The following is a 21,690-nucleotide window of genomic DNA, read 5'->3' on the forward strand; positions in this document are numbered from 1 at the left end:
AGGAGATCACCCCGAGAAAGAGGACCCACCCCCGTGAGCGCCCCCACCAGTCGACCCGTAGCCCAGGACACCGCGTCGCCGACCCTGCGAAGAGTGCGGCTCGCCCGCAACGGTGTCGCCGTCACCTTCACCCTCAACGGGCTGGCCGTCGGCAGCTGGTTCTCCCGCGTTCCGGCGGCCCGGGAGGCGTTGGACCTCTCCGCCGGCCGGCTCGGGCTGCTGCTGTTGGCGATGAGCATCGGCGCGCTGCTCGCCATGCCCACCGCCGGCCTGCTCGCCCAGCGTCTCGGTGCGGCCCGCACCGTCGCCCTCGCCACCGGGGTGGTCGCCGTCGGCATGACCGTGGCGGGGCTGGGCGCCACGCTGACCGGGTCGTTCGCCGTCGTCGCGGCGGGCCTCGTCGCCTTCGGCTACGGCTCCGGCGCCTGCGACGTGGCGATGAACGTCGAGGGCGCGACGGTGGAGCGGCGACTGGGCCGTACGATCATGCCCCGTTTCCACGCCGGGTGGAGCCTCGGTTCGGTGGCCGGAGCGGCGCTCGGCGCCGGGGCGGCCCGCTTCGACGTGTCCGTCGGCGCGCACCTCGTCGCGGTGGCGGCGGTCGTGTTGACCGGTACGGTGCTCGCCGCCCGGACGTTCCTGCCCGTGGGCAGCGATCACAGCGGTGACCCGGCGGACGCCACCCCGGCCGCCCGTCGCCGGGCGCAACTCGCCGCCTGGCGGGAGCCGCGCACCCTGCTGATCGGGCTGTTCGTGCTGGTGGCGGCGTTCACCGAGGGCGCCGCCAACGACTGGCTGGCGGTCGCGTTCATCGACGGACGGGACCTGAGCGAGGCCGCCGGCGCTGCGGTCTTCGCCGTCTTCGTGGTGGGCATGACCGTCGGGCGCACCGTGGGCACCATCGCGCTGGACCGGTGGGGTCGGGTGCCGGTGCTCAGCGGCACCATCGGGCTGGCCGTGCTCGGCGCCGGCCTGGCCGTGCTCGCGGGCTCCGGGCCGGTGGCCGTCGTCGGTGTCGCGCTGTGGGGCCTCGGCGCGTCGCTGGGCTTCCCTGTCGGCATGAGCGCGGCGGCCGACGACGAGGCGCACGCGGCGGTGCGGGTGAGCGTGGTCGCGGTGATCGGCTACACCGCTTTCCTCGGTGGCCCGCCGTTGCTGGGGCTGATCGGCGACGAGGTCGGCACCCTGCGCGCCCTGCTGGTGGTGCCGGTGCTGCTGCTGCCGACCCTGCTGCTGGTGCCGGTGCTGCGCCCGCCTGTTCCGTCCGCAGGTAAAAACTAACCCACGGCACCGCCGAGCGGTATCGGGTGCGTGGCCGACTGCGCCACGCATCCGTGCTGGCTACGGTCGTCCGATGCCGACCGACGAGATCACCGCCGCCGCGGCGGGCATCTGGACCCTTGGCGACCGCACCGTGCGCCGGATGGGCTTCGGCTCCATGCGGATCACCGCGCACCCCGACCCGGACCGGGCCGTCGCCCTGCTGCGCCGCGCCGTGGAGCTGGGCGTCGACCACATCGACACGGCCGCGTTCTACGTCTCGCCCGGTGGCACCCTGCGTGTCGGCACCGGCCCGGCCCGCTACGCCACCGAGCTGATCCGCGCGGCGCTCGCCCCGTACCCGGACGACCTGGTGATCGCCACCAAGGTCGGCTTCGGGTACGACCCGGAAGAGGGCTTCACCGAGGCGCTCACCCCGGCGGGGTTGCGCGCGCAGGTGGAGGAGAACCTTCGCCGGCTCGGCCGCGACCAGCTCGACGTGGTCAACCTGCGCCTCGGCCGGGGGCCGGGCGCGGTGCCGCTGACCGATCGGTTCGGCGCGCTCGCCGACCTGCGGGCCGCCGGGCTGATCCGGCACCTCGGGCTCTCCAACGTCCGGCCCGAGCAGTTGGACGAGGTCGCGGGCATCGCCCCGGTGGTCTGTGTGCAGAACAACTACGGGGTGGACGCCTACCGGGAGCAGGACGCGTTCGTCCGGCTCTGCGGGGAGCGGGGCATCGCCTACGTGCCGTTCTTCGCTCTCGCCGGCACCGGGCGGGAGGCGGGCGCGAGCGCCGCGCACGGCGAGGCCGTCGAGGCGGTCGCCCGCGCGCACGGCGTCACCCCGCAGCAGGTACGCCTCGCCTGGACCCTGCACCAGGGCCCCCACGTGCTCGCCATTCCCGGCACCGCGGACCCCGACCACCTGGCGCAGAACGTGGCCGCCGGAGCCCTGCGCCTGACCCCGGAAGACCTGACCCGCCTCACCTGACCTCCCACCCCCCGGGGGTGCTGTCACGGGGCGTAGACCAGGTCCATCGTGTCGGTATGCCCGGACCATTGCAGGTCGAGCCGCCAGCAACCGGCCTGCGGCAGGTCGATGATCGACGGACCGGGGCCGCCGCGAACCTCCCGGATGACCCGGGTGTCGGTGCCGTCAAGCCTCGCGGTGATCTGCAGCGTCGCCGGTGCGGTCGGGTCGGGCGAGGTCGTAAAGGCGCGGGCCACCCACAGAATCTTGTTGTTCGACCCGTCCGTCCGGACCTGCCGGAGCGGGTGGGCGAACAGCACCGCCACGATGTCACCCTTCGCGCCGAAGACGTGCGGAACGCGGGCGTCCCCGCTGAAGCCAGCGTCCGCCCAGTCGGGCAGCGACCCCGTTTCGACCCGCGCCGCGCAGGCGGCCGGAACGCTCGCCGTTGCCGCATTCGACGTCGGCGTCGCGCCGCTGGTCGTGGTCGTGCACCCCGCCAGCAGGACCACCGAGGATGCCAGCATCAACCTGCCCCAGGAAACCATCTCGCCCCTTCCGGTACGCGTCAACGACTCACCCGCATCTCAACGACACCGCTCGACCCGATGAGGTTCCCTAGCGCAGTGAGCGGGCGATCTCGAGCGCGTCGGCCTTGCCGACGTGGCCTTCGAGCCGGTAGCTCACGTCGGCGTTCTGCCAGATCAACGTCGAGGCGGCCAGTCGGGCGGTCTCCTCGCGAACCTCGCCCGCGCGGTCCACGTACGACAGCACGTGTGGCCCGTCGACCCAGACACCGAAGTCGCCGTCGACCTGGACCCACTCCGCTCCCGGCGGGGTGACCTCCTTGTGGAAGGACAGGTTGAGGCGACCGTCGAACGCGTCGACGCGCAGCGCGCCCCCGTCGTAGAGCAGCGTCGCCACCCGGCAGACACCCGCAGGGTCGGGGTCGGCGACCAGCACCTGCTCGGGCGGGCCCACCATCGCGGGCACGCGGATCGGGAACCGCACCGCCCGCTGTGCCTCGTCCAGGGCGACGGTCCGCTGCCCGGGCAGCGGCGACGCGCTGCCACCGGGCTGCGTCGGGGCGGACGACGTGGCGATGCTCACCCCGGCGAAGCGCAGCAGCCCGGCGACGACGTCGGCGACAGCGGCCCGGGCCGGCGGCACCACCGCGACCAGGAGGGCGACGAGCGCCGCCGCGGCGAGCGAACGCCACCGGCGCCGCCGGGGCGCGGGCGTGCCCAGGCGTACGCGGACAGCAGCGCTCACGTCGGGCGGCTCGGGTGTCTCCAGCCAGGCGGACAGCTCACGCAGTTCCCGGTCGAGGTCACCCATGCCGCGCCTCCTCCCGGTCGAGCAGGCCACGAAGTTTCGTAAGCGCCCGGGAGGTCCGCGACTTCACCGTGCCCCGGGGCCACCCCAGTGCCGCCACCGTCTCCTCCTCGCTGAGATCGAGGAAGAACCGGCAGACGATCACCTCGCGGTCCCGTACCGGTAGTTGCCGCAGGGCGTTGACAAGCGTCTCCCGGCGCTCCCCGGCGAGGACCGCGTCCACCGCCCCGTCCTCGGCGATCTCGGGCGTCGGGTCGGCCGACGCCGCCCGCAGGACGAGCCCGTCGCGCCGGCCCCGGGACCGGTGCAGGTTGCGGGTCTCGTTGGCGACGATCGCGAGCAGCCACGAGCGGAAGGACGACTCGCCCCGGTAACGGGACAGCTTGCGGTACGCCTTCACGAACGCCTCCTGCGTGACGTCCTCGGAGTCCGAACCCGCACCGAGCAGCACCGCCGTCCGGTACGCGGACGCGGTGTGCCGGGCGACCAGGAGGTCGTACGCCTCCAGGTCACCGGCCCGAGCGCGGGTGACGAGAGTGTCGTCGTCCAGGGGAGGCCTCCGTTCGGATCACACTCATGACACCGCCCACGCGTCGCGGGTTCCACCCGGCGCGGATCAGGTTGCTCCCACCCGCCGTGCAGCGTATTGCCAGGATGTGGTGGTGCACTGGGAGGTGTCGAGGAGAGGGGCTGGTCATGAGCTGGTTCAGTCGCCGGTCACGGGGTGCCGAGGCGACCCCGACGAAGCTGGACCGGGAGGCGACCCGCGAGGACCTCGCGGCGCTGGAGGCGTTCGTCGCCAGTCGGCGGGGCGTGGAGTTCTACCTGGAACCGGAGACCACCGCGACGGACACCACGGTGGTGGCGATCGCCCACGACGGTGAGTGGATCCGCCGGCGCACCGGAACGCCCCGCGCCGCCGGGGCCATCGCCCGCAAGCACGCGGTGCCGTTGTACGAGGCGGGCCGCACCGGCTACCCGGAGCGGATGCGGGCGTGGAACCGCGCCCACCCGGAACGCCACGCCCGCTGAGCCCGCTCCGAGGGGTGTGCGCGGGGCTCCGCCCAGCGTCGATCATCACACTGCCGCGCTCGTCGACCACGACGGCGAGCGCGGCCTGAGTCGACCTCGGCGTCGGGACCACCGGGACCGCGCCAGCCACTGGCCCGGCAGGTCGAACCGGGGGACGGGCACGGTGATCGACCACCGAGATCGACAGCGGGCGCTGGTGTGGCGTTCGCCGGCCTGCGTCCGGAGGGTCGACCGGCACCGCCCGGCCGGGGCGGTCGGCGCAGGTCAGAGCTCGTTCGGACGTCCTTTGCTCTGCTGCCCGGTGAGCGCCGGTGACCCTCCGTGCCTGGTGCGCACAGGGCAGCAGAGCAAAGGACGGCGGGCATCGGTCGGGGGGCATGCCGCCGCGCGGAGCAATCCCCGCACCAATCGCCGAACCTCGATGGGTGGGGTCCGCCCGGCGGGGCCGGACCGGCGTTGACCGGCAGCGTAGGGGTGTGGCAGCATTCGCGGCCTGACGGCAGTGAAGGAAGTCGGTGCGATTCCGACGCGGTCCCGCCACTGTCACCGGGGAGCGATCCCCCCTCGTGAGTCACGGCCGTGTGTCTGCGGCTGGAAGGCCGGGGGAGAGCGTCGATCCGGAAGCCAGGATACTTCGGCCGTCGGGACGTACCCCAGGGCGTGGACACCCGAGGAGGACCCGATGACGCATGGCGTCTCTATCACCGACGATCACCGTCGTGAGCCGCGCGGCGGACACCCCGCCGCGCCGGCATCCGCACGCTCCCGCGCCGTTCACCGCTGAGTTCCACACCGCGCCACCCGTCGCCGCCGGCCCCCCGTCGGTGAGCCACCCGGGTCGCGGTGCCTGCTGAACCCCGCGCCCATCCCACGTCGCCGGCTCGCTCCCGCGAACGCGTCGACGTCACCCCCCGGAGCCTGCCGTGCGCATCCTGTTGCTCTCCACCGCCGACACCGACCTGCTGGCCGCCCGCGCCAGCGGCGCCGACTACCGGTTGGCCAACCCCGCGCGGGTCACCACCGACGAGGTTCCCGCCCTGCTCGGCGGGGTGAGCCTCGTCGTCGTACGCCTGCTCGGCGGTCGACAGGCGTGGCCGGACGGCCTCGCCGCGGTGCTCGCCACCGGTGTACCGACGGTCGTGCTCGGCGGCGAGGCGCTACCCGACGCGGAGCTGATGGCCATCTCCACGGTGCCGTCCGGGGTCGTCACCCAGGCGCTGGCGTACCTGGTCGAGGGCGGTCCGGACAACCTCGGGCAGATGGCCCGGTTCCTCTCCGACACGGTGCTGCTCACCGGCGAGGGGTTCGCCCCGCCCACGCCCACCCCGGCGTACGGCGTGCACGGCGACCACCCCGCCGCCCCGGACCGGCCCACCGTGGGAATCGTCTTCTACCGGGCGCACGCCCTCGCCGGTAACACCGGCTTCGTCGACGTGCTCGCGGACGCGGTCCGCGAGGCCGGCGGCAACCCGCTGCCGATCTTCTGCGGTTCGCTGCGCGGGCTGACAGCGGGCGCCGGCCCGCTCGGGCTCTTCGCCCGCTGTGACGCGTTGCTGGTCACCGTGCTCGCGGCGGGCGGCGCGGTCGCCGCGGACGCCTCCGGGGGCGGCGACGAGGACGCCTGGGACGTCGGCGCCCTGGCAGCCCTGGACGTGCCGATCATCCAGGCGCTCTGCCTGACCAGCACCCGGAAGCAGTGGGCCGACAGCGACGCCGGACTCTCCCCGTTGGACGCCGCGATGCAGGTGGCCATCCCCGAGTTCGACGGCCGGATCATCACCGTGCCGTTCTCGTTCAAACAGATCGACGCCGACGGGCTCTCGGTCTACGCCGCCGACCCCGAGCGGGCCGCCCGGGTCGCCGGGATCGCGGTGCGCCACGCCCGGCTGCGGTACCTTCCCAACCCCGACAAGCGGGTCGCCGTGGTGCTCAGCTCGTACCCCACCAAGCACTCCCGGGTCGGCAACGCCGTCGGGCTGGACACCCCGGCCTCGGCGGTCCGGTTGCTCGCCGCGCTGGCCGAGGACGGCTACGACCTGGGTGACGCCCCACCGCCCGCCGACGGCGACGCGCTGATCCACGCGCTGATCGCCGCCGGTGGGCACGACGTGGAGTGGCTCACCCCGGAGCAGTTGGCCGCCGCCGAGGCCCGGATACCGGGGGACACGTACCGGCGGTGGTTCGACCAGGTCCCGGTCGAGCTGCGTGAGCGGATGCGGGAGCACTGGGGTGAGCCGCCCGGCGAGCTGTACACCGAGGGCGGCGACATCGTGCTCGCCGGGCTGCGCTTCGGCAACGTGGTGCTGCTGATCCAGCCGCCACGCGGCTTCGGGGAGAACCCGATCGCCATCTACCACGACCCGGACCTGCCGCCGAGTCACCACTACCTGGCCGCGTACCACTGGCTGTCCACGCCGGCCGCGGACGGCGGCTTCGGTGCGGACGCCGTGGTGCACCTGGGCAAGCACGGCACCCTGGAGTGGTTGCCCGGCAAGGGTCTCGGTCTGGCCGCCGACTGCGCGCCCGACACGGTCCTCGGCGACCTGCCGCTGGTCTACCCGTTCATCGTCAACGACCCGGGCGAGGGCACCCAGGCCAAGCGGCGGGCGCACGCCGTGGTCGTCGACCACCTGGTGCCGCCGATGGCCCGCGCCGAGACCTACGGCGACCTGGCCAAACTGGAGCAACTGCTCGACGAGTACGCGACCGTGCAGGCCCTCGACCCGGCCAAGGTGCCCACCGTACGGGCCCAGATCTGGGACCTGGTGCGTGCCGCCGAGCTGCACCACGACCTGCACGCCGAGGCGATGCCCGACGCGGACGACTTCGACGACTTCGTGCTGCACCTCGACGGGTACCTGTGCGAGGTCAAGGACGTGCAGATCCGCGACGGGCTGCACATCCTCGCCGACGCGCCCACCGGCGAGCCGCGGGTCAACCTCGTCCTCGCGGTGCTGCGCGCCCCGCAGATCTGGGGCGGCGCCCAGGCCCTGCCCGGCCTGCGGCAGGCCCTCGCCGCCGCGTACTCCCTCGACGAGCGGGAGCTGCTCGCGGCGCCCGGACAGCGACTGGCGCTGCCCCCGGCGCTTACCGACGTGGCGGACGGCCCGGCCGGCACCGCCGCCGACGCGATCGACCTCATCGAGGCCCTCGCGCGGCGGCTGGTCCTGGGCATGGAGACCCTCGACTGGGCGGTGGACGCGGTCGACGCCGTGGTGACCGAGGTGACCGGCAGGCAGATCCCGGACGTCGCCGCGGTGCTGCACTTCGCCGCCACCGAGTTGGTGCCCCGCCTGGACCGGACCACCGACGAGCTGACCAACACCCTCGGGGCGCTGGACGGGAGGTTCGTGCCGCCCGGCCCGTCCGGCTCACCCACCCGGGGCCTTGTCAACGTGCTGCCCACCGGCCGCAACTTCTACTCCGTCGACCCGAAGGCCATCCCCAGCCGCAACGCCTGGGACGTCGGGGTGGCCCTCGCCGACTCGCTGCTGGCCCGGCACCTCGCCGACACCGGGTCGTACCCCCGCTCGGTGGGGTTGACCGTGTGGGGCACCAGCGCCATGCGCACCCAGGGCGACGACATCGCCGAGGTGCTCGCGCTGCTGGGCTGCCGGCCGGTCTGGGACGACAGGTCCCGGCGGGTCACCGGCGTCGAGGTGGTGCCGACCGCCGAGCTGGGTCGGCCCCGCGTCGACGTCACGGTGCGTATCTCCGGCTTCTTCCGTGACGCGTTCCCGCACGTGGTGGCGCTCCTCGACGACGCCGTCCGGCGGGTCGCCGCCCTGGACGAGCCGGACGAGGAGAACTACCTGCGGGCGCACGTGACCGCCGACCTGGCCGAGCACGGCGACGAGCGGCGGGCCACCGCCCGGATCTTCGGCTCCAAGCCCGGGGCGTACGGCGCGGGGCTGCTGCCCCTGATCGACGCCCGGACCTGGCGCAGCGACGCCGACCTGGCCGAGGTGTACGCGGTGTGGGGCGGCTACGCGTACGGCCGGGGCCTGGACGGTCGGGAGGCGCGCGCCGATATGGAGCGCTCGTTCGCCCGGATCGCGGTGGCGGTGAAGAACCAGGACACCCGCGAGCACGACATCGTCGACTCCGACGACTACTTCCAGTACCACGGCGGGATGGTGGCCATGGTCCGGCACCTCACCGGCACGTCACCTGCGGCGTACGTGGGTGACTCGGCGATGCCGCACGACGTGCGTACCCGCACGCTTGGCGAGGAGACCCGGCGGGTGTTCCGGGCGCGGGTGGTCAACCCGAAGTGGATCGCCGCGATGCGCCGGCACGGCTACAAGGGCGCGTTCGAGCTGGCGGCCACAGTGGACTACCTGTTCGGCTACGACGCCACCGCAGGTGTGGTCGACGACTGGATGTACGAGCACCTGGCCGCCGCGTACCTCTTCGACGACACCACCCGGGAGTTCCTGGAGCAGTCCAACCCGTGGGCGCTGCGCGGCATCACCGAGCGGCTGTTGGAGGCCGCCGACCGGGGGCTGTGGGCCAAACCCGAGCCGGCCACCCTGGACCGGCTGCGCGACACGTACCTGGCCAGCGAGGGCGACCTGGAGGACCGGGCATGAGTACGACTTCCACCTACCCGTTCAGTGCGGTGCTCGGCATGGACGACATGCGGTTGGCGTTGCTGCTCAACGCGGTGTCCCCGGCGATCGGCGGGGTCCTCGTGCGCGGCGAGAAGGGGACCGCCAAGTCCACCGCGGTCCGGGCCCTCGCCGCGCTGCTGCCGCCGGTGCGCCGGGTTGGCGGCTGCCGGTTCGGCTGCGACCCGGCCGAGCCCGACCCGGCCTGCCCGGACGGTCCGCACCCGGCCGACGCCGCCACCGAGACCCACCCGGCGCGCCTCGTCGAGCTGCCGGTCGGTGCCGCCGAGGACCGGGTGGTCGGTGCGCTGGACCTGGAGAAGGCGATCGGTGCGGGGGTACGCGCCTTCGAGCCGGGCCTGCTCGCCGCCGCGCACCGGGGTGTGCTCTACGTCGACGAGGTGAACCTGCTGCACGACCACCTCGTCGACCTGCTGCTCGACGCGGCGGCGATGGGTCGCAGCCACGTCGAGCGGGAGGGTGTCTCGGTCAGCCACGCGGCCCGGTTCCTGCTCGTCGGCACGATGAACCCGGAGGAGGGGGAGCTGCGCCCGCAGCTGCTCGACCGGTTCGGGCTCACCGTCGAGGTGACCGCCAGCCGGGACCCGGAGATCCGGGTCGAGGTGGTCCGCCGCCGGCTCGCCGCCGACGCCGACCCGGTCGGCTTCGCCGCCCGCTGGGCGGATGCCGACGCCCAGATCGCCGCCCAGGTGGCGGCCGCCCGTCACCGGCTTCCCGGGGTACGGCTCCCGGACGCCGCGTTGCGGCAGATCGCCGAGGTGTGCGCGGCGTTCGACGTGGACGGGATGCGCGCCGACATCGTCACCGCCCGCACCGCCCTCGCCCACGCCGCCTGGCTCGGCCGGGACCGGGTGACCCTCGACGACGTCCGGGTGGCCGCCCGGCTGGCCCTGCCGCACCGCCGCCGCCGTGACCCGTTCGACACCCCGGGGCTGGACGAGAAGCGCCTCGACGAGGCGTTGCAGCGCGCCCAGGACGCCCACCCCGACGACCCGGACGACGCCGGCCCGCACGACAGTGGCCCCGACGACAGTGGCCCCGGCAGCGGCGGCCCCGGCAGCGGCGGCCCGCAAGGAGGCGGCCCGGCCGGTGCGGGCGGCCCGAACGGTGGCGGCCCGGCCGGCGGCAGCGGTCTCCCCGGTGGTGACGACGCCGTCCAGGGTGAGCCGGAGCCGACCGGAGCACCGTCGGCGCGGGACGGCGCCGGCCCGGACGGTCGCACCGACGGCCCGGACGGCTGGCCACAGCGCCAGCCGGACGACCCGGGTGACGACGGGTGGCCGCAGCGCCCGGCCGACGACCGGCGCGCCGACGGCCAGAACGGGCGTCCGCGCGGTGCCCGGGAGTCGACGGCCGGTGACGACGATCCGACCCGGGTCGGGAAGTCCCAGCCGGTGGCCGTACCCCGGGGTGGGTTGAAGGCGCGGGTGCTCACCGCGCCCGGCCTGGGTGACGGGGTGCCGGGCCGTCGGTCGCGGGCCCGCACCGGGCGGGGCCGCACCACCGGCGCCCGGGTGCCGGCGGGTCGGGTCGGTGCGCTGCACCTGCCGGCCACGATCCGTGCCGCCGCGCCGCACCAGGCGGCCCGGGGTCGGCTCACCGGTCCGCTGCTCCTGCGCCGCGACGACCTGCGCGAGGCGGTCCGGGAGGGGCGCGAGGGCAACCTGGTGCTCTTCGTGGTGGACGCGAGCGGCTCGATGGGCGCCCGGCAGCGGATGGCCACGGTGAAGGACGCGGTGCTTGCCCTGCTCACCGACGCCTACCAGCGGCGGGACAAGGTCGCGGTGGTCGCGTTCCGGGGTGCCGGCGCCCGGACCCTGCTACCGGCGACGTCGTCGGTGTTGGCCGCCTCGACCCGGCTGGCCGAGTTGCCCACCGGTGGCCGTACGCCGCTGGCCGAGGGACTGCTCGCCGCCGCGGACCTGTTGCGGGTGGAGCGCCTGCGTGACCCGAAGCGCCGCCCCCTGGTCCTCGTCGTCACCGACGGGAGAGCCACGGCGGGCACCCGCCCGCTCGACCGAGCGGCGGCGGCGGCAGCGGTCCTGGCGGCCAGCGGCGCCGCGTGCGTCGTCGTCGACTGCGAGACGGGTCCAGTCCGCCTCAACCTGGCCACCCGCCTAGCCGCCCAGCTCAACGCCCCAAGAACCCCCCTGGAGTCCCTCACCCACCCCCACCCCCGCGATCGTGCAGTTCCGGTCGCGGCATAACGGACCAAGAACGCATATGACCAACAGAAACTGCAAGATCGCGCAAGCGGCGATCGCGGGACGGGGGACGGGCTGATGCCACAGGGACAACCGAGTTCGGTGCCCGCTGACGGGTTGACAACCCGGCAGCGGCGGCACCGGCCGCTGCTGATGGTCCACACCGGACAGATGAAGGGGAAGTCGACGGCGGCCTTCGGTCTGGCGTTGCGGGCCTGGACGGCCGGCCTGCCGGTCGGGGTGTTCCAGTTCGTCAAGAGCGCCAAGTGGCGGGTGGGGGAGGAGAACGCCTTCCGGGCGCTCGGTGAGGTGCACGAGCGCACCGGCCAGGGAGCGCCGGTGGCCTGGCACAAGATGGGCGAGGGCTGGTCCTGGATCCAGCGCGGCGGCGACGCCGACCACGCCGCCGACGCCCTGGAGGGCTGGCGGCAGATCCAGCGCGACCTGGCCACCGAGCGCTACGGGCTGTACGTGCTCGACGAGTTCACCTACCCGATGAAGTGGGGGTGGGTGGACGTGGACGAGGTGGTCGCCACGCTCGCCGACCGGCCCGGCTTCCAGCACGTCGTGATCACCGGCCGGGACGCCGACCCACGTCTGGTCGCCGCCGCCGACCTGGTCGCCGAGCTGACCAAGGTCAAGCACCCGATGGACGCCGGCCAGAAGGGCCAGAAGGGCATCGAGTGGTGAGCACGGATCTGGTGCTGCCCCGGGTGGTGGTCGCCGCCCCGGCGAGTGGCCACGGCAAGACGACGGTGGCTACCGGCCTACTCGCCGCGCTGCGGCGTCGGGGCCTGACGGTCAGTCCGCACAAGGTCGGCCCCGACTACATCGACCCCGGCTACCACGCCCTCGCCGCCGGGCGGGCGGGCCGCAACCTCGACCCGTTCCTGGTCGGGGCCGAGCGGATCGCCCCCCTGCTGCGCCACGGGGCGAGCGTTCCCACGCCCGCCGACATCGCGGTGGTCGAGGGCGTCATGGGCCTGCACGACGGCGCGGTGGGCCGCCGCGACTACGCCTCCACCGCGCACGTCGCCCGGCTGATCGAGGCACCGGTGCTGCTGGTGCTCGACACCACCGCGCAGGGCCGCTCGGCCGCCGCGCTCACCCTCGGCATGGCCGCGTTCGACCCGGCGGTACGTATCGGCGGGGTGATCCTCAACCGGGTTGGCTCACCCCGGCACGAGACGCTGCTGCGCGACGCCCTCGCCGAGGTGGGCGTACCGGTGCTCGGGGCGGTCACCCGCGCCGCCGAGGTGGCCGCGCCGGCCCGGCACCTCGGGTTGGTGCCGGTCGCCGAGCGGGCGCCCGAATCCGTCGCGATCGTCACCGCGCTCGCCGAGCTGGTCGAGGCCACGGTGGACCTGGACGCGGTGCTGGACCTGGCCCGGACCGCCCCGCCACTGACCGCCCCGGCGTGGGACCCGGTCGAGGCCGTCGGTGGGCCGGCCGGCGTCGAGCGACCACGGGTCGCGCTCGCCGGTGGTCCGGCCTTCACCTTCTCGTACGCGGAGACCGCCGAACTGCTCGCCGCGGCCGGCGCGGACGTCGTCACCGTCGACCCGCTGCGCGACCCGGCGCTGCCCACCGGCACCCGGGCGGTGGTGATCGGCGGCGGCTTCCCCGAGGCGTACGCCCAGGCGCTTGCCGACAACACCGCGCTCCGCGCCGAGCTGGCCGACTTCGACGGGCCGATGGTGGCCGAGTGCGCCGGGCTGCTCTACCTCGGGCGGTCCCTGGACGGGGTGCCGATGTGCGGCCGGCTGGACCTGACCGCCCGGATGACCGACCGCCTCACCCTCGGCTACCGGGAGGCCCTGGCCGTCACCGACTCCCCGGTGGCACGGGCCGGCGAGCCGGTACGCGGCCACGAGTTCCACCGCACCACCACCGACCCGGGGCACGGCGACGCGCCGGCCTGGCGCTGGGACGACACCGCGCACGGCTTCGTCGCCGGCCGGGTGCACGCGTCCTACCTGCACACCCACTGGGCCGGTCACCCGCGCGCGGCCCGCCGGCTGGTCGAGGCGTGCCGATGACCGCCACGCTCACCGGGGTCGGCGTCGGCCCCGGTGACCCGGAGCTGCTCACGGTCAAGGCGGTGCGTGTCCTGCGCGAAGCCGACGTGGTCTTCGTACCCGTGATGGCGGACCGGGTCGAGGCCACCGCGACCGCCGGGCCGACGCCGCCGGGTGCGGACGCCGGGCGGGCCGAGGCGACGGTACGGGAGCACGTCGCGGCGGACCGGCTGCGCCGGCTGCCGTTCGCGCTCGACGACCGGGGCGGGGTGACCGCCCGCCGGGCGGCGGCCTGGGACGACGCCGCCCGGGTGGTGGTCGAGGCGGTCGACGCGGGCGCGCGGTCCCTCGCGTTCGCCACCATCGGCGACCCCAACGTCTACTCCACCTTCGGCTACCTGGCGCAGAGCGTCCGCGCGCTACGCCCGGCGGTGCGGGTGGCGACAGTGCCAGGTGTCACCGCCATGCAGGAGCTGGCGTCGCGCAGCGGCACCCCGCTCTGCGAGGGGCGCGAGCCGTTGACCCTGCTGCCGGCCACGGCGGGCCTGGCGCTCTTCGCCGACGCCCTCGCCGGGCCGGGCACCGTGGTCGTCTACAAGGGCTGGCGACGGCACCCGGAGCTGCTCGCCGAGCTGCGCCGGCAGGGCCGGCTCGCCGACGCGGTCCTCGGACGCGGCCTCGGGCTGCCCGGCGAACGCGTCGGGCCGGTCGACGACACCGACCACGACCTGCCGTACCTGTCGACGCTGCTGGTTCCGGCCCGCCGCGAGCACCGAGGAGGAAAACTGTGACAAGCGACGGCACGGTGTGGTTCGTCGGCGCTGGCCCGGGGGCGGCGGACCTGCTGACCCTGCGGGCCGCCCGGGTCATCGCCGCGGCGGACATCGTGATCTGGGCGGCCAGCCTGGTGCACGCCGACGTGCTCGACCACGCCCGCCCCGACGCGGAGATCATCGACTCGTCACAGCTGCCCATCGAGGGGGTGCTGCCGCTCTACGAGCGCGCCGCCGAACACGGCTTGACCGTGGCCCGGATCCACTCCGGAGACCCGGCGCTGTGGGGCGCGGTGCAGGAGCAACTGGACCTGTGCCGGGCGCTCGGCCTGGCCGTCGAGATCGTGCCCGGGGTGTCGTCGTTCACCGCCGTCGCGGCGATCATCGGGCGGGAGCTGACCGTCCCCGAGGTGGCCCAGTCGGTGATCCTCACCCGCCTCGAAGGAGGCAAGACGCCGATGCCGCCCGGCGAGCGGGTCCGCGACTTCGCCCGACACGGCACCACCATGGCGCTGTTCCTCTCCGCCGCCCGCTCCGGGCAGGTGCAGGCCGAGCTGCTGGCCGGCGGTTACGCCGACGACACCCCGGCCGTGGTGGCGTACCAGGCGACCTGGCCCGACGAGCTGGTGGTGCGTTGCACCGTCGGCACCCTGGAGGCGACGGTCAAGCAGCACAAGCTGTGGAAGCACACCCTCTTCCTGGTCGGCGCGGCCCTGGCCGCCGAGGGCACCCGCTCGCACCTCTACCACCCCGGGCACTTCCACACCTTCCGCCGGGCCGAGCCGGCCGCCCGCGCCGAACTGCGCCGCCAGGCCAGCGCCCGCACCGGGGGGACCGCCACACCGGGGCACACACCATGACGTACGCCGAACCGCCGCTGCGCGAGCCGGACCTGCCGCGTACCGCGAAGGTCCGGCCCACCGCGCTGCGGACCGGCTGGACCACCGGCGCGTGCGCGACGGCGGCGGCCAAGGCCGCGGTCACCGCGCTTGTCACCGGCACCTCCCAGCAGGAGGTGGAGATCGGCCTGCCCGCCGGGCAGCGGGTGCGGTTCCCGGTCGAACGCTGCGAGGTGACCGGCAGCCCACCGGCCCGCGCCGAGGCGGTGGTGGTCAAGGACGCCGGGGACGACCCGGACGTCACCCACGGCGCGGAGCTGACCGCCACCGTGAACTGGACCGACGCCCCCGGCCTGCGGCTCGCCGGCGGCGCCGGCGTCGGCACGGTCACCAAACCCGGCCTCGGGCTCGCGGTCGGCGGCCCGGCCATCAACGACACTCCCCGCCGGATGATCGGCGAGGCGGTGGCCGAGGTGGTCGACCTCGCCGAGGTCGGTGTCCGGGTGGTGATCAGCGTGCCCCGGGGCGAGATCATGGCCCGCAAGACCACCAACCGTCGGCTCGGCATCCTCGGCGGCATCTCGATCCTCGGCACCACCGGGATCGTCCGTCCCTTCTCCACCGCGTCGTGGCGGGCAAGCGTCGTGCAGGCCGTGCACGTGATGGCCGCCCAGGGCGAGCGGACCGTGGTGCTCTGCACCGGCGGGCGTACCGAGCGGGCCGCCCGCGCGCTCCTGCCCGACCTTCCCGAGGTCTGCTTCGTCGAGGTCGGCGACTTCACCGGAGCGGCCGTGACCGCTGCCGTGGGTGACGAGATGACAGGCGTCGTCTTCGTCGGCATGGCCGGCAAGCTCGCCAAACTCGCCGCCGGCATCCTGATGACGCACTACACCCGCTCCAAGGTGGACCTCTCCCTGCTCGGGGAGGTGACCGCCGAGGCCGGCGGCGACAGTTCGCTGGTCGCCGCCGTGACCGAGGCGAACACCGGGCGGCACGCGTACGAGCTGTGGGAGGCCGCCGGCCTGCTCGCCCCGGCCGGCGACCTGCTCTGCCAGCGGGTCCAGGCGGTGCTGCGGCGCTTCGCCGGGCCGACGGTCACCGTGGACGTGGCGATGGTCGACTTCGCCGGGGCGCACGTCGTCGCCTCGTCCGGCCGGTGGTCCCGGTGACCCGGGCCGAGCCGGTGACGCCGGTGGGTGTGACCGTGGTGGGCCTGGACGCGGCCGGCGCGCCGCCGCACCCCGTGCTCGCCCCGGTGCTCGCCACCGCCGGACTGGTGGTCGGGGCCGCCCGGCACCTGGCCGCGGTGCCCGTACCGGCCGGCGCGGACACCATCACCCTCGGGCCGCTCGCCCCCGCTCTGCGCCGCCTCGCCGAGGCCGTCGACGCCGGGGTGCCGGCCGTGGTGCTGGCCAGCGGCGACCCCGGCCTGTTCGGCATCGTCCGGCGGCTGCGCGCGGCCGGCCTGCCGCTGCGGGTGGTGCCGGCGGTGTCGAGTGTGGCTGCCGCGTTCGCCGGTGCCGGGCTGCCCTGGGACGGCGCGGCGGTGGTGAGCGCGCACGGGCGCGACCCCCGAGCCGCGGTGAACGCCTGCCGGGCGCTGCCGCTTGTCGCGGTGCTCACCGCGCCCGGCGCCGGCGCGGCCGAGCTGGGCGCCGGCCTGGTCGGCTGGTCCCGCCGCCTGCTTGTCGCCGAGCACCTCGGTACCGCCGCCGAACGGGTCTGCGCGGTGACCCCCGAGCAGGCCGCCGCCGAGACCTGGGCGGACCCGCACGTCCTGCTCAGCCTCGCCGACGCCGGGTCCGCGCTCACCGACGCCGTGCCCGCCGCGGCCGACCTGGGTACGGCCGGGATGCGCGTCGACAACCAGCCCGCCGCCGCGCCGGCCGGTGGCTGGGCCCTGCCGGAGACCCGGTACGCCCACCGCGACTCCATGATCACGAAGTCGGAGGTGCGCGCCCTCGTCGTCGCCCGGCTGCGCCCCCGACTGGGTCGACTGGTCTGGGACGTCGGGGCGGGCAGCGGCTCGGTGGGCATCGAGTGCGCGCTGCTCGGCGCGGCCGTGCTCGCCGTCGAACAGGACCCCGGGGCCGCCGCGAGCATCTGGGCCAACGCCACCGCGCACGCCGTGCACGTCCGGCTGGTGACCGGCAGAGCCCCGGCGGCGCTGACCGACCTCCCCGAGCCCGACGCGGTCTTCGTCGGCGGTGGCGGCGTCGACGTCCTCGCCGCCGTGGTGGCCCGCCAACCCGAACGGGTGGTGCTCACCCTGGCCGCCCTGGACCGGGTCGCACCGGCCGTGGCCCTCCTGCGCGCCGCCGGCTACACGGTCGAGGGCAGCCAACTCTCCGCCGCCCGCCTCGCCGACCTGCCCGGCGGGTCGATCCGCCTCGCGGCCACCAACCCGGTGGTCGTCCTCACCGGGGAGCGCCCGTGACACACCAGAACCCGCCCGTCCGGATCGGTCTGGTGACGGCCACCGCCGCCGGCCGCCGGCACGCCGACACCCTGGCCGCCGCGTGGCCGCACGCCCGGCTGGTCGAGGGGGAGACCGTCGCCGACGCGCTGCGGGCCGCCTGGGCCGGGTGCGACGCGGTGATCGCGTTCCTGGCCACCGGGGCGGTGGTGCGGATCGTCGCGCCGCTGCTGGGCGACAAACGCACCGACCCGGCGATGGTGGTCGTCGACGAGGCCGCCCGGCACGCCGTGGCGCTGCTCGGTGGGCACGCCGGCGGAGGCAACGTCCTCGCCGAGCAGGTCGCCGCGCTGCTGGACGCCCGGCCGGTGATCACCACCGCCACCGACGCGGTCGACCTGCCGGGGCTGGACACCCTCGGCTGGCCCGTCCAGGGCGCGGTCGCCGCGGTGTCCCGGGCCATCCTGGACGGCCAGCCGGTCCGGCTCGTCGCCGACGCCGACTGGCCGCTGCCCGCTCTGCCCCCGAACGTCCGCGCCGCCGACGAGGACACCACCGACGACGGGTACCGGCTGCTCGTCACCGACCGGGTCGTGCCACTCGACGAGCGCACCGCCGTGCTGCGGCCCCCGTCGCTCGTCGCCGGGGTGGGCGGGAGTCGAGGCGTACCCGCCGCCGAGGTGGCGGAGCTGCTGCACCGGGTGCTGGCCGAGGCCGGCGTCGACCCGGCGAGCCTGCGCTGCCTGGCCAGCGCCGACATCAAGGCCGACGAGGCGGGCATCCGCGACACCGCCGACGTGCTCGGCGTACCCCTGGTGACCTGGCCGGCGACGCGGCTCGCGGCGGTCGACGTGCCGCACCCCAGCGAGGTGGTCCGCGCCGCGGTCGGCACGCCGAGCGTGGCGGAGGCCGCAGCCCTGCTCGGCCCGGACGGCCGGACGGGCGACGCGGCGCTGCTGGTCGGCAAGACCGCGACGGCGATGGCCACCGTGGCGGTGGCCCGGCACGCGCCACGCGGTCGGCTCGCCGTCGTCGGCCTCGGGCCGGGCGCCGCCGACCTGCGCACCCCACGCGCGGTGGCCGAACTGCGTCGCGCCGCCGTGGTGGTCGGCCTCGACCAGTACCTGGACCAGGTCCGCGACGTGCTCCGCCCGGGGACCCGGGTGCTCTCCAGCGCGCTGGGCGCGGAGGAGGCGCGGGCGCGCGCCGCCGTCGCCGAGGCCGCCGCCGGCCGGGCGGTCGCGCTTGTCGGGTCCGGCGACGCCGGGGTGTACGCGATGGCCAGCCCCGCCCTGGAGTACGCCGACGAGCGGATCGACGTGGTGGGCGTGCCCGGCGTCACCGCCGCCCTCGCGGCCGGGGCGCTGCTCGGCGCTCCGCTCGGCCACGACCACGCCTACGTGAGCCTGTCCGATCTGCACACCCCGTGGGAGGTCATCGAGCGGCGGGTGACCGCCGCCGCCGAGGGCGACTTCGTCACGCTGTTCTACAACCCGCGCAGCCGTGCCCGCGACTGGCAGCTCGGCAAGGCGCTCGGCATCCTCGCCGCGCACCGGCCGCCGGACACCCCGGTGGGTGTGGTGCGTAACGCCAGCCGCCCCGGCGAACAGGTCCACCTCGCCACCCTGTCCACGCTCGACCCGGCCATCGTCGACATGTACAGCGTCGTGGTGGTCGGCAACAGCGACACGCGGCTGGTCGGCGGCCGGATGGTGACACCCCGGGGGTACCGGTGGCGTTCGTGACCATCGACGCCTGCCAGGGCTGCGGCGCCTGCCTGCTCACCTGCCCCACCCACGCGATCCGGCCGGTCGCCGGTGGCCTCACGGTCCGCGCCGACCGCTGCACCGGCTGCCTGGAGTGCCTGGAGATCTGCCCGGTCGACGCGATCCGCGTCGTCGAGCCCGCCCCCTGTGAAGGAGCCCGATGAGCCGGGTGGTGCACCCCATCGAGGTCGAGTCGTACCGCATCCTGCGCGAGCGCGTCGACCTGTCGCACCTGCCGCCGCTGAGCCGAGCGGTGACCGAGCGGGTGGTGCACGCCAGCGCCGACCTCGCGTACGTCGACGAGCTCGTCTGCGACGAGGCCGCCCTGGAGTCGGGGCTGGCCGCGCTGCGCGCCGGAGCGCCGGTGGTCACCGACGTGGCGATGGTCGCCGCCGGTATCACCCGGGCCGGCCGGGAACTGGTCTGCCCGGTCGCCGAACCCGCCGCGGCCGACCTGGGCCGCTCCGCCGGCATCACCCGCTCGGCGGCGGCCGTGCGGATCGCCCTGACCCGGGTCGGTCCCGGTGCGGTGTGGGTGGTCGGCTGCGCGCCCACCGCGCTCGTCGAACTGCTCACGGTGGACGCCGCACCGGCGCTCGTCGTCGGCCTGCCGGTCGGCTTCGTGGGCGCCGCCGAGTCGAAGGCGGCGCTTCGGGCCAGTGGCCTGCCCGCCGTGTCCAACGTGGGGGAGAAGGGTGGCTCGGCGGTCGCCGCCGCCGCCCTCAACGCCCTGCTCTACGTCGAGGAGAAGTCATGACCGGGTTGGTCATCGTCGGGCACGGCACGCGCAGCGCGGCCGGGGTCGACCAGTTCGCCGCTCTCGTCGAGCGGGTCCGCCGTCGCGGTGACACCGGCGACGTCGAGGGCGGCTTCATCGAGCTGTCCCGCCCGCCGCTCACCGACGCGGTCGGCGCGCTCGTCGGGCGTGGGCACCGAGCGCTCGTGGCGCTGCCGCTGGTGCTCACCGGCGCCGGCCACGGCAAGGGCGACATCCCCGCGGCGATGGCCCGGGAGCAGCAGCGCCACCCCGGGCTGAGCTACCGCTACGGCCGCCCGCTCGGCCCGCACCCGTTGCTGCACACCGCCCTCGAGGAACGCATCGACGCCGCGTTGGCGGGTGCCGACCGGGCCGGCACGGAGCCGGCGGGTGCCGACCGGGCCGGCACGGAGCCGGCGGGTGCCGACCGGGCCGGCACGTGGGTCGCGTTGATCGGGCGGGGGTCCACCGACCCGGACGCCAACGCCGAGGTCGCCAAGGTCGCCCGGCTGCTCTGGGAGGGGCGCGGCTACGCCGGCGTGGAGCCGGGGTTCATCTCCCTGGCGCAGCCGTCGGTGCCGGCCGTGCTGGAGCGGCTGCGCCGCCTCGGTGCCCGGCGGATCGTCGTCGCGCCGTACTTCCTGTTCGCCGGCGTGCTGCCGGACCGGATCGTCGCCCAGTCGGCGGAGTTCGCCGCCGCCCACCCCGACCTGGACGTCCGCGTCGCCGAGGTGATCGGCGACTGCGACGCCCTCGCCGACCTCGTGCGCGAGCGGTACGCCGAGGCGCTCGGCGGCGACATCCGGATGAACTGCGACACCTGCGCGTACCGGGTGCTGATGCCCGGCTTCGCCGACAAGGTCGGTCGCCCGCAACGCCCGCACGACCACCCCGACGACCCGGTCGGCCACCACCACCACCACGGGCACGACCACCACCACGACCACGACCACGGTTCGGTCGCGGTCGTCGGTGGCGGGCCGGGGCCCGACGACCTGATCACGGTACGCGCGAAGGCGTTGCTCGACGCGGCGGACGTGGTGGTCGTCGACCGGCTCGCCCCGCAGGGCCTGATCGCCGGGCTGCGCCCGGACGTGCTGGTGGTCGACGCCGCGAAGGTGCCCCGGGGCCCGTCGATGGCCCAGGAGGCGATCAACGCGGCTCTGGTGTCGCACGCGAAGGCTGGTCGCCGGGTGGTCCGGCTCAAGGGCGGCGACCCGTACGTCTTCGGGCGCGGCCACGAGGAGGTGCAGGCGTGCGTGGCGGCGGGTGTGCCGGTGACGGTGGTGCCCGGGGTGAGCAGCGCGCTCGCCGCGCCGGCACTCGCCGGCGTGCCGGTCACCCACCGGGGTGTGGCCCACGACGTCACCGTCGTGTCCGGGCACCTGCCGCCCGGGCACCCGGACTCGCTCGTGGACTGGGCGGCGCTGGCGCGCGCCCGGGGCACCGTCGTGCTGCTGATGGCCGTCGACACCATCGCCAAGATCGCGACTGTGCTGATCGAGCACGGCCGGGCCCCGGAGAGTCAGGTGCTCGCCGTGCAGGACGCCGGGCTGCCCCACCAGCGATCGGTGCCCGCCCGGCTGGACGAGATCGGCGCCGTGGCCGCCCGGGAGGGCGTCGGCCCGCCCGCCGTCTTCGTCCTCGGCCCGGTGGTGGCCCTCACCGCCACCGGGCCGACAGAATGAC

18 protein-coding genes and 1 riboswitch are annotated in these 21,690 nt (G+C 75.3%); of the genes, 15 read left to right on the forward strand and 3 right to left on the reverse strand.

Going from position 1 to position 21,690, the window contains the following annotated elements:
* Nucleotides 1-33 precede the first annotated feature (33 nt).
* Nucleotides 34-1,281, forward strand: a complete 1,248-nt coding sequence (locus ACWER9_RS00385; RefSeq protein ID WP_452299724.1) for an MFS transporter — start codon at nt 34-36, stop codon at nt 1,279-1,281.
* A 73-nt stretch (nt 1,282-1,354) separates the two neighbouring features.
* Nucleotides 1,355-2,251: an aldo/keto reductase gene (locus tag ACWER9_RS00390; RefSeq protein ID WP_452299725.1), complete on the forward strand. Its 897-nt coding sequence runs from the start codon at nt 1,355-1,357 to the stop codon at nt 2,249-2,251.
* Nucleotides 2,252-2,274: 23 nt separating this feature from the next.
* Here ACWER9_RS00390 and ACWER9_RS00395 read toward each other — a convergent pair whose 3' ends face one another.
* From ACWER9_RS00395 to ACWER9_RS00405, 3 genes are all read right to left on the reverse strand, one after another.
* Entirely contained in the window at nt 2,275-2,757 is a 483-nt protein-coding gene (locus ACWER9_RS00395; RefSeq protein WP_452299726.1) for a hypothetical protein, read from the reverse strand.
* Nucleotides 2,758-2,848: 91 nt separating this feature from the next.
* The gene (locus ACWER9_RS00400) at nt 2,849-3,568 is read right to left on the reverse strand and encodes a hypothetical protein (RefSeq protein WP_452299727.1); all 720 of its coding nucleotides are present in this window, start codon (nt 3,566-3,568) and stop codon (nt 2,849-2,851) included.
* Nucleotides 3,561-4,016: an RNA polymerase sigma factor gene (locus ACWER9_RS00405; RefSeq protein WP_452299728.1), complete on the reverse strand. Its 456-nt coding sequence runs from the start codon at nt 4,014-4,016 to the stop codon at nt 3,561-3,563. Before ACWER9_RS00405 ends, ACWER9_RS00400 begins: the two co-directional genes overlap by 8 nt.
* Nucleotides 4,017-4,261: 245 nt before the next feature.
* Between ACWER9_RS00405 and ACWER9_RS00410 the strand changes: the two genes are divergently transcribed.
* The 13 genes from ACWER9_RS00410 to cobA all read left to right on the forward strand — a co-directional run bounded on the left by ACWER9_RS00410 (nt 4,262) and on the right by cobA (nt 21,689).
* Complete coding sequence (locus tag ACWER9_RS00410; protein WP_452299729.1) at nt 4,262-4,597, forward strand: hypothetical protein; 336 nt, start codon at nt 4,262-4,264, stop codon at nt 4,595-4,597.
* A 480-nt stretch (nt 4,598-5,077) separates the two neighbouring features.
* Nucleotides 5,078-5,254, forward strand: a riboswitch (cobalamin riboswitch).
* A 266-nt stretch (nt 5,255-5,520) separates the two neighbouring features.
* Entirely contained in the window at nt 5,521-9,189 is a 3,669-nt protein-coding gene (cobN, locus tag ACWER9_RS00415; protein WP_452299730.1) for a cobaltochelatase subunit CobN, read from the forward strand.
* Nucleotides 9,186-11,435, forward strand: a complete 2,250-nt coding sequence (locus ACWER9_RS00420; RefSeq protein ID WP_452299731.1) for a VWA domain-containing protein — start codon at nt 9,186-9,188, stop codon at nt 11,433-11,435. Before cobN ends, ACWER9_RS00420 begins: the two co-directional genes overlap by 4 nt.
* Nucleotides 11,436-11,510: 75 nt before the next feature.
* The gene (gene cobO, locus ACWER9_RS00425; protein ID WP_452299732.1) at nt 11,511-12,122 is read left to right on the forward strand and encodes a cob(I)yrinic acid a,c-diamide adenosyltransferase; all 612 of its coding nucleotides are present in this window, start codon (nt 11,511-11,513) and stop codon (nt 12,120-12,122) included.
* Nucleotides 12,119-13,471 carry a cobyrinate a,c-diamide synthase gene (locus tag ACWER9_RS00430; protein WP_452299733.1) on the forward strand — a complete coding sequence of 451 codons (1,353 nt, stop codon included), beginning with the start codon at nt 12,119-12,121 and terminating at the stop codon, nt 13,469-13,471. Before cobO ends, ACWER9_RS00430 begins: the two co-directional genes overlap by 4 nt.
* A complete protein-coding gene (gene cobI, locus ACWER9_RS00435) occupies nt 13,468-14,241 on the forward strand; it encodes a precorrin-2 C(20)-methyltransferase (protein ID WP_452299734.1) in 774 nt (257 codons plus the stop codon). Before ACWER9_RS00430 ends, cobI begins: the two co-directional genes overlap by 4 nt.
* On the forward strand, nt 14,238-15,083 hold the full coding sequence (gene cobM, locus ACWER9_RS00440) for a precorrin-4 C(11)-methyltransferase (protein ID WP_452299735.1): 846 nt from the start codon (nt 14,238-14,240) through the stop codon (nt 15,081-15,083). The genes cobI and cobM overlap by 4 nt, the downstream gene beginning before the upstream one ends.
* Complete coding sequence (locus ACWER9_RS00445) at nt 15,080-16,231, forward strand: cobalt-precorrin-5B (C(1))-methyltransferase (RefSeq protein ID WP_452299736.1); 1,152 nt, start codon at nt 15,080-15,082, stop codon at nt 16,229-16,231. The genes cobM and ACWER9_RS00445 overlap by 4 nt, the downstream gene beginning before the upstream one ends.
* Nucleotides 16,219-17,499 carry a precorrin-6y C5,15-methyltransferase (decarboxylating) subunit CbiE gene (cbiE, locus tag ACWER9_RS00450; RefSeq protein ID WP_452299737.1) on the forward strand — a complete coding sequence of 427 codons (1,281 nt, stop codon included), beginning with the start codon at nt 16,219-16,221 and terminating at the stop codon, nt 17,497-17,499. The genes ACWER9_RS00445 and cbiE overlap by 13 nt, the downstream gene beginning before the upstream one ends.
* Complete coding sequence (cobJ, locus tag ACWER9_RS00455; protein ID WP_452299738.1) at nt 17,496-19,223, forward strand: precorrin-3B C(17)-methyltransferase; 1,728 nt, start codon at nt 17,496-17,498, stop codon at nt 19,221-19,223. Before cbiE ends, cobJ begins: the two co-directional genes overlap by 4 nt.
* Complete coding sequence (locus ACWER9_RS00460; protein WP_357350671.1) at nt 19,211-19,408, forward strand: 4Fe-4S binding protein; 198 nt, start codon at nt 19,211-19,213, stop codon at nt 19,406-19,408. Before cobJ ends, ACWER9_RS00460 begins: the two co-directional genes overlap by 13 nt.
* Nucleotides 19,405-20,001, forward strand: a complete 597-nt coding sequence (locus tag ACWER9_RS00465) for a precorrin-8X methylmutase (protein WP_452299739.1) — start codon at nt 19,405-19,407, stop codon at nt 19,999-20,001. The genes ACWER9_RS00460 and ACWER9_RS00465 overlap by 4 nt, the downstream gene beginning before the upstream one ends.
* On the forward strand, nt 19,998-21,689 hold the full coding sequence (cobA, locus tag ACWER9_RS00470; RefSeq protein WP_452299740.1) for a uroporphyrinogen-III C-methyltransferase: 1,692 nt from the start codon (nt 19,998-20,000) through the stop codon (nt 21,687-21,689). The genes ACWER9_RS00465 and cobA overlap by 4 nt, the downstream gene beginning before the upstream one ends.
* Nucleotide 21,690: the final 1 nt, after the last annotated feature.

Source organism: Micromonospora sp. NPDC003944 (assembly GCF_053605225.1).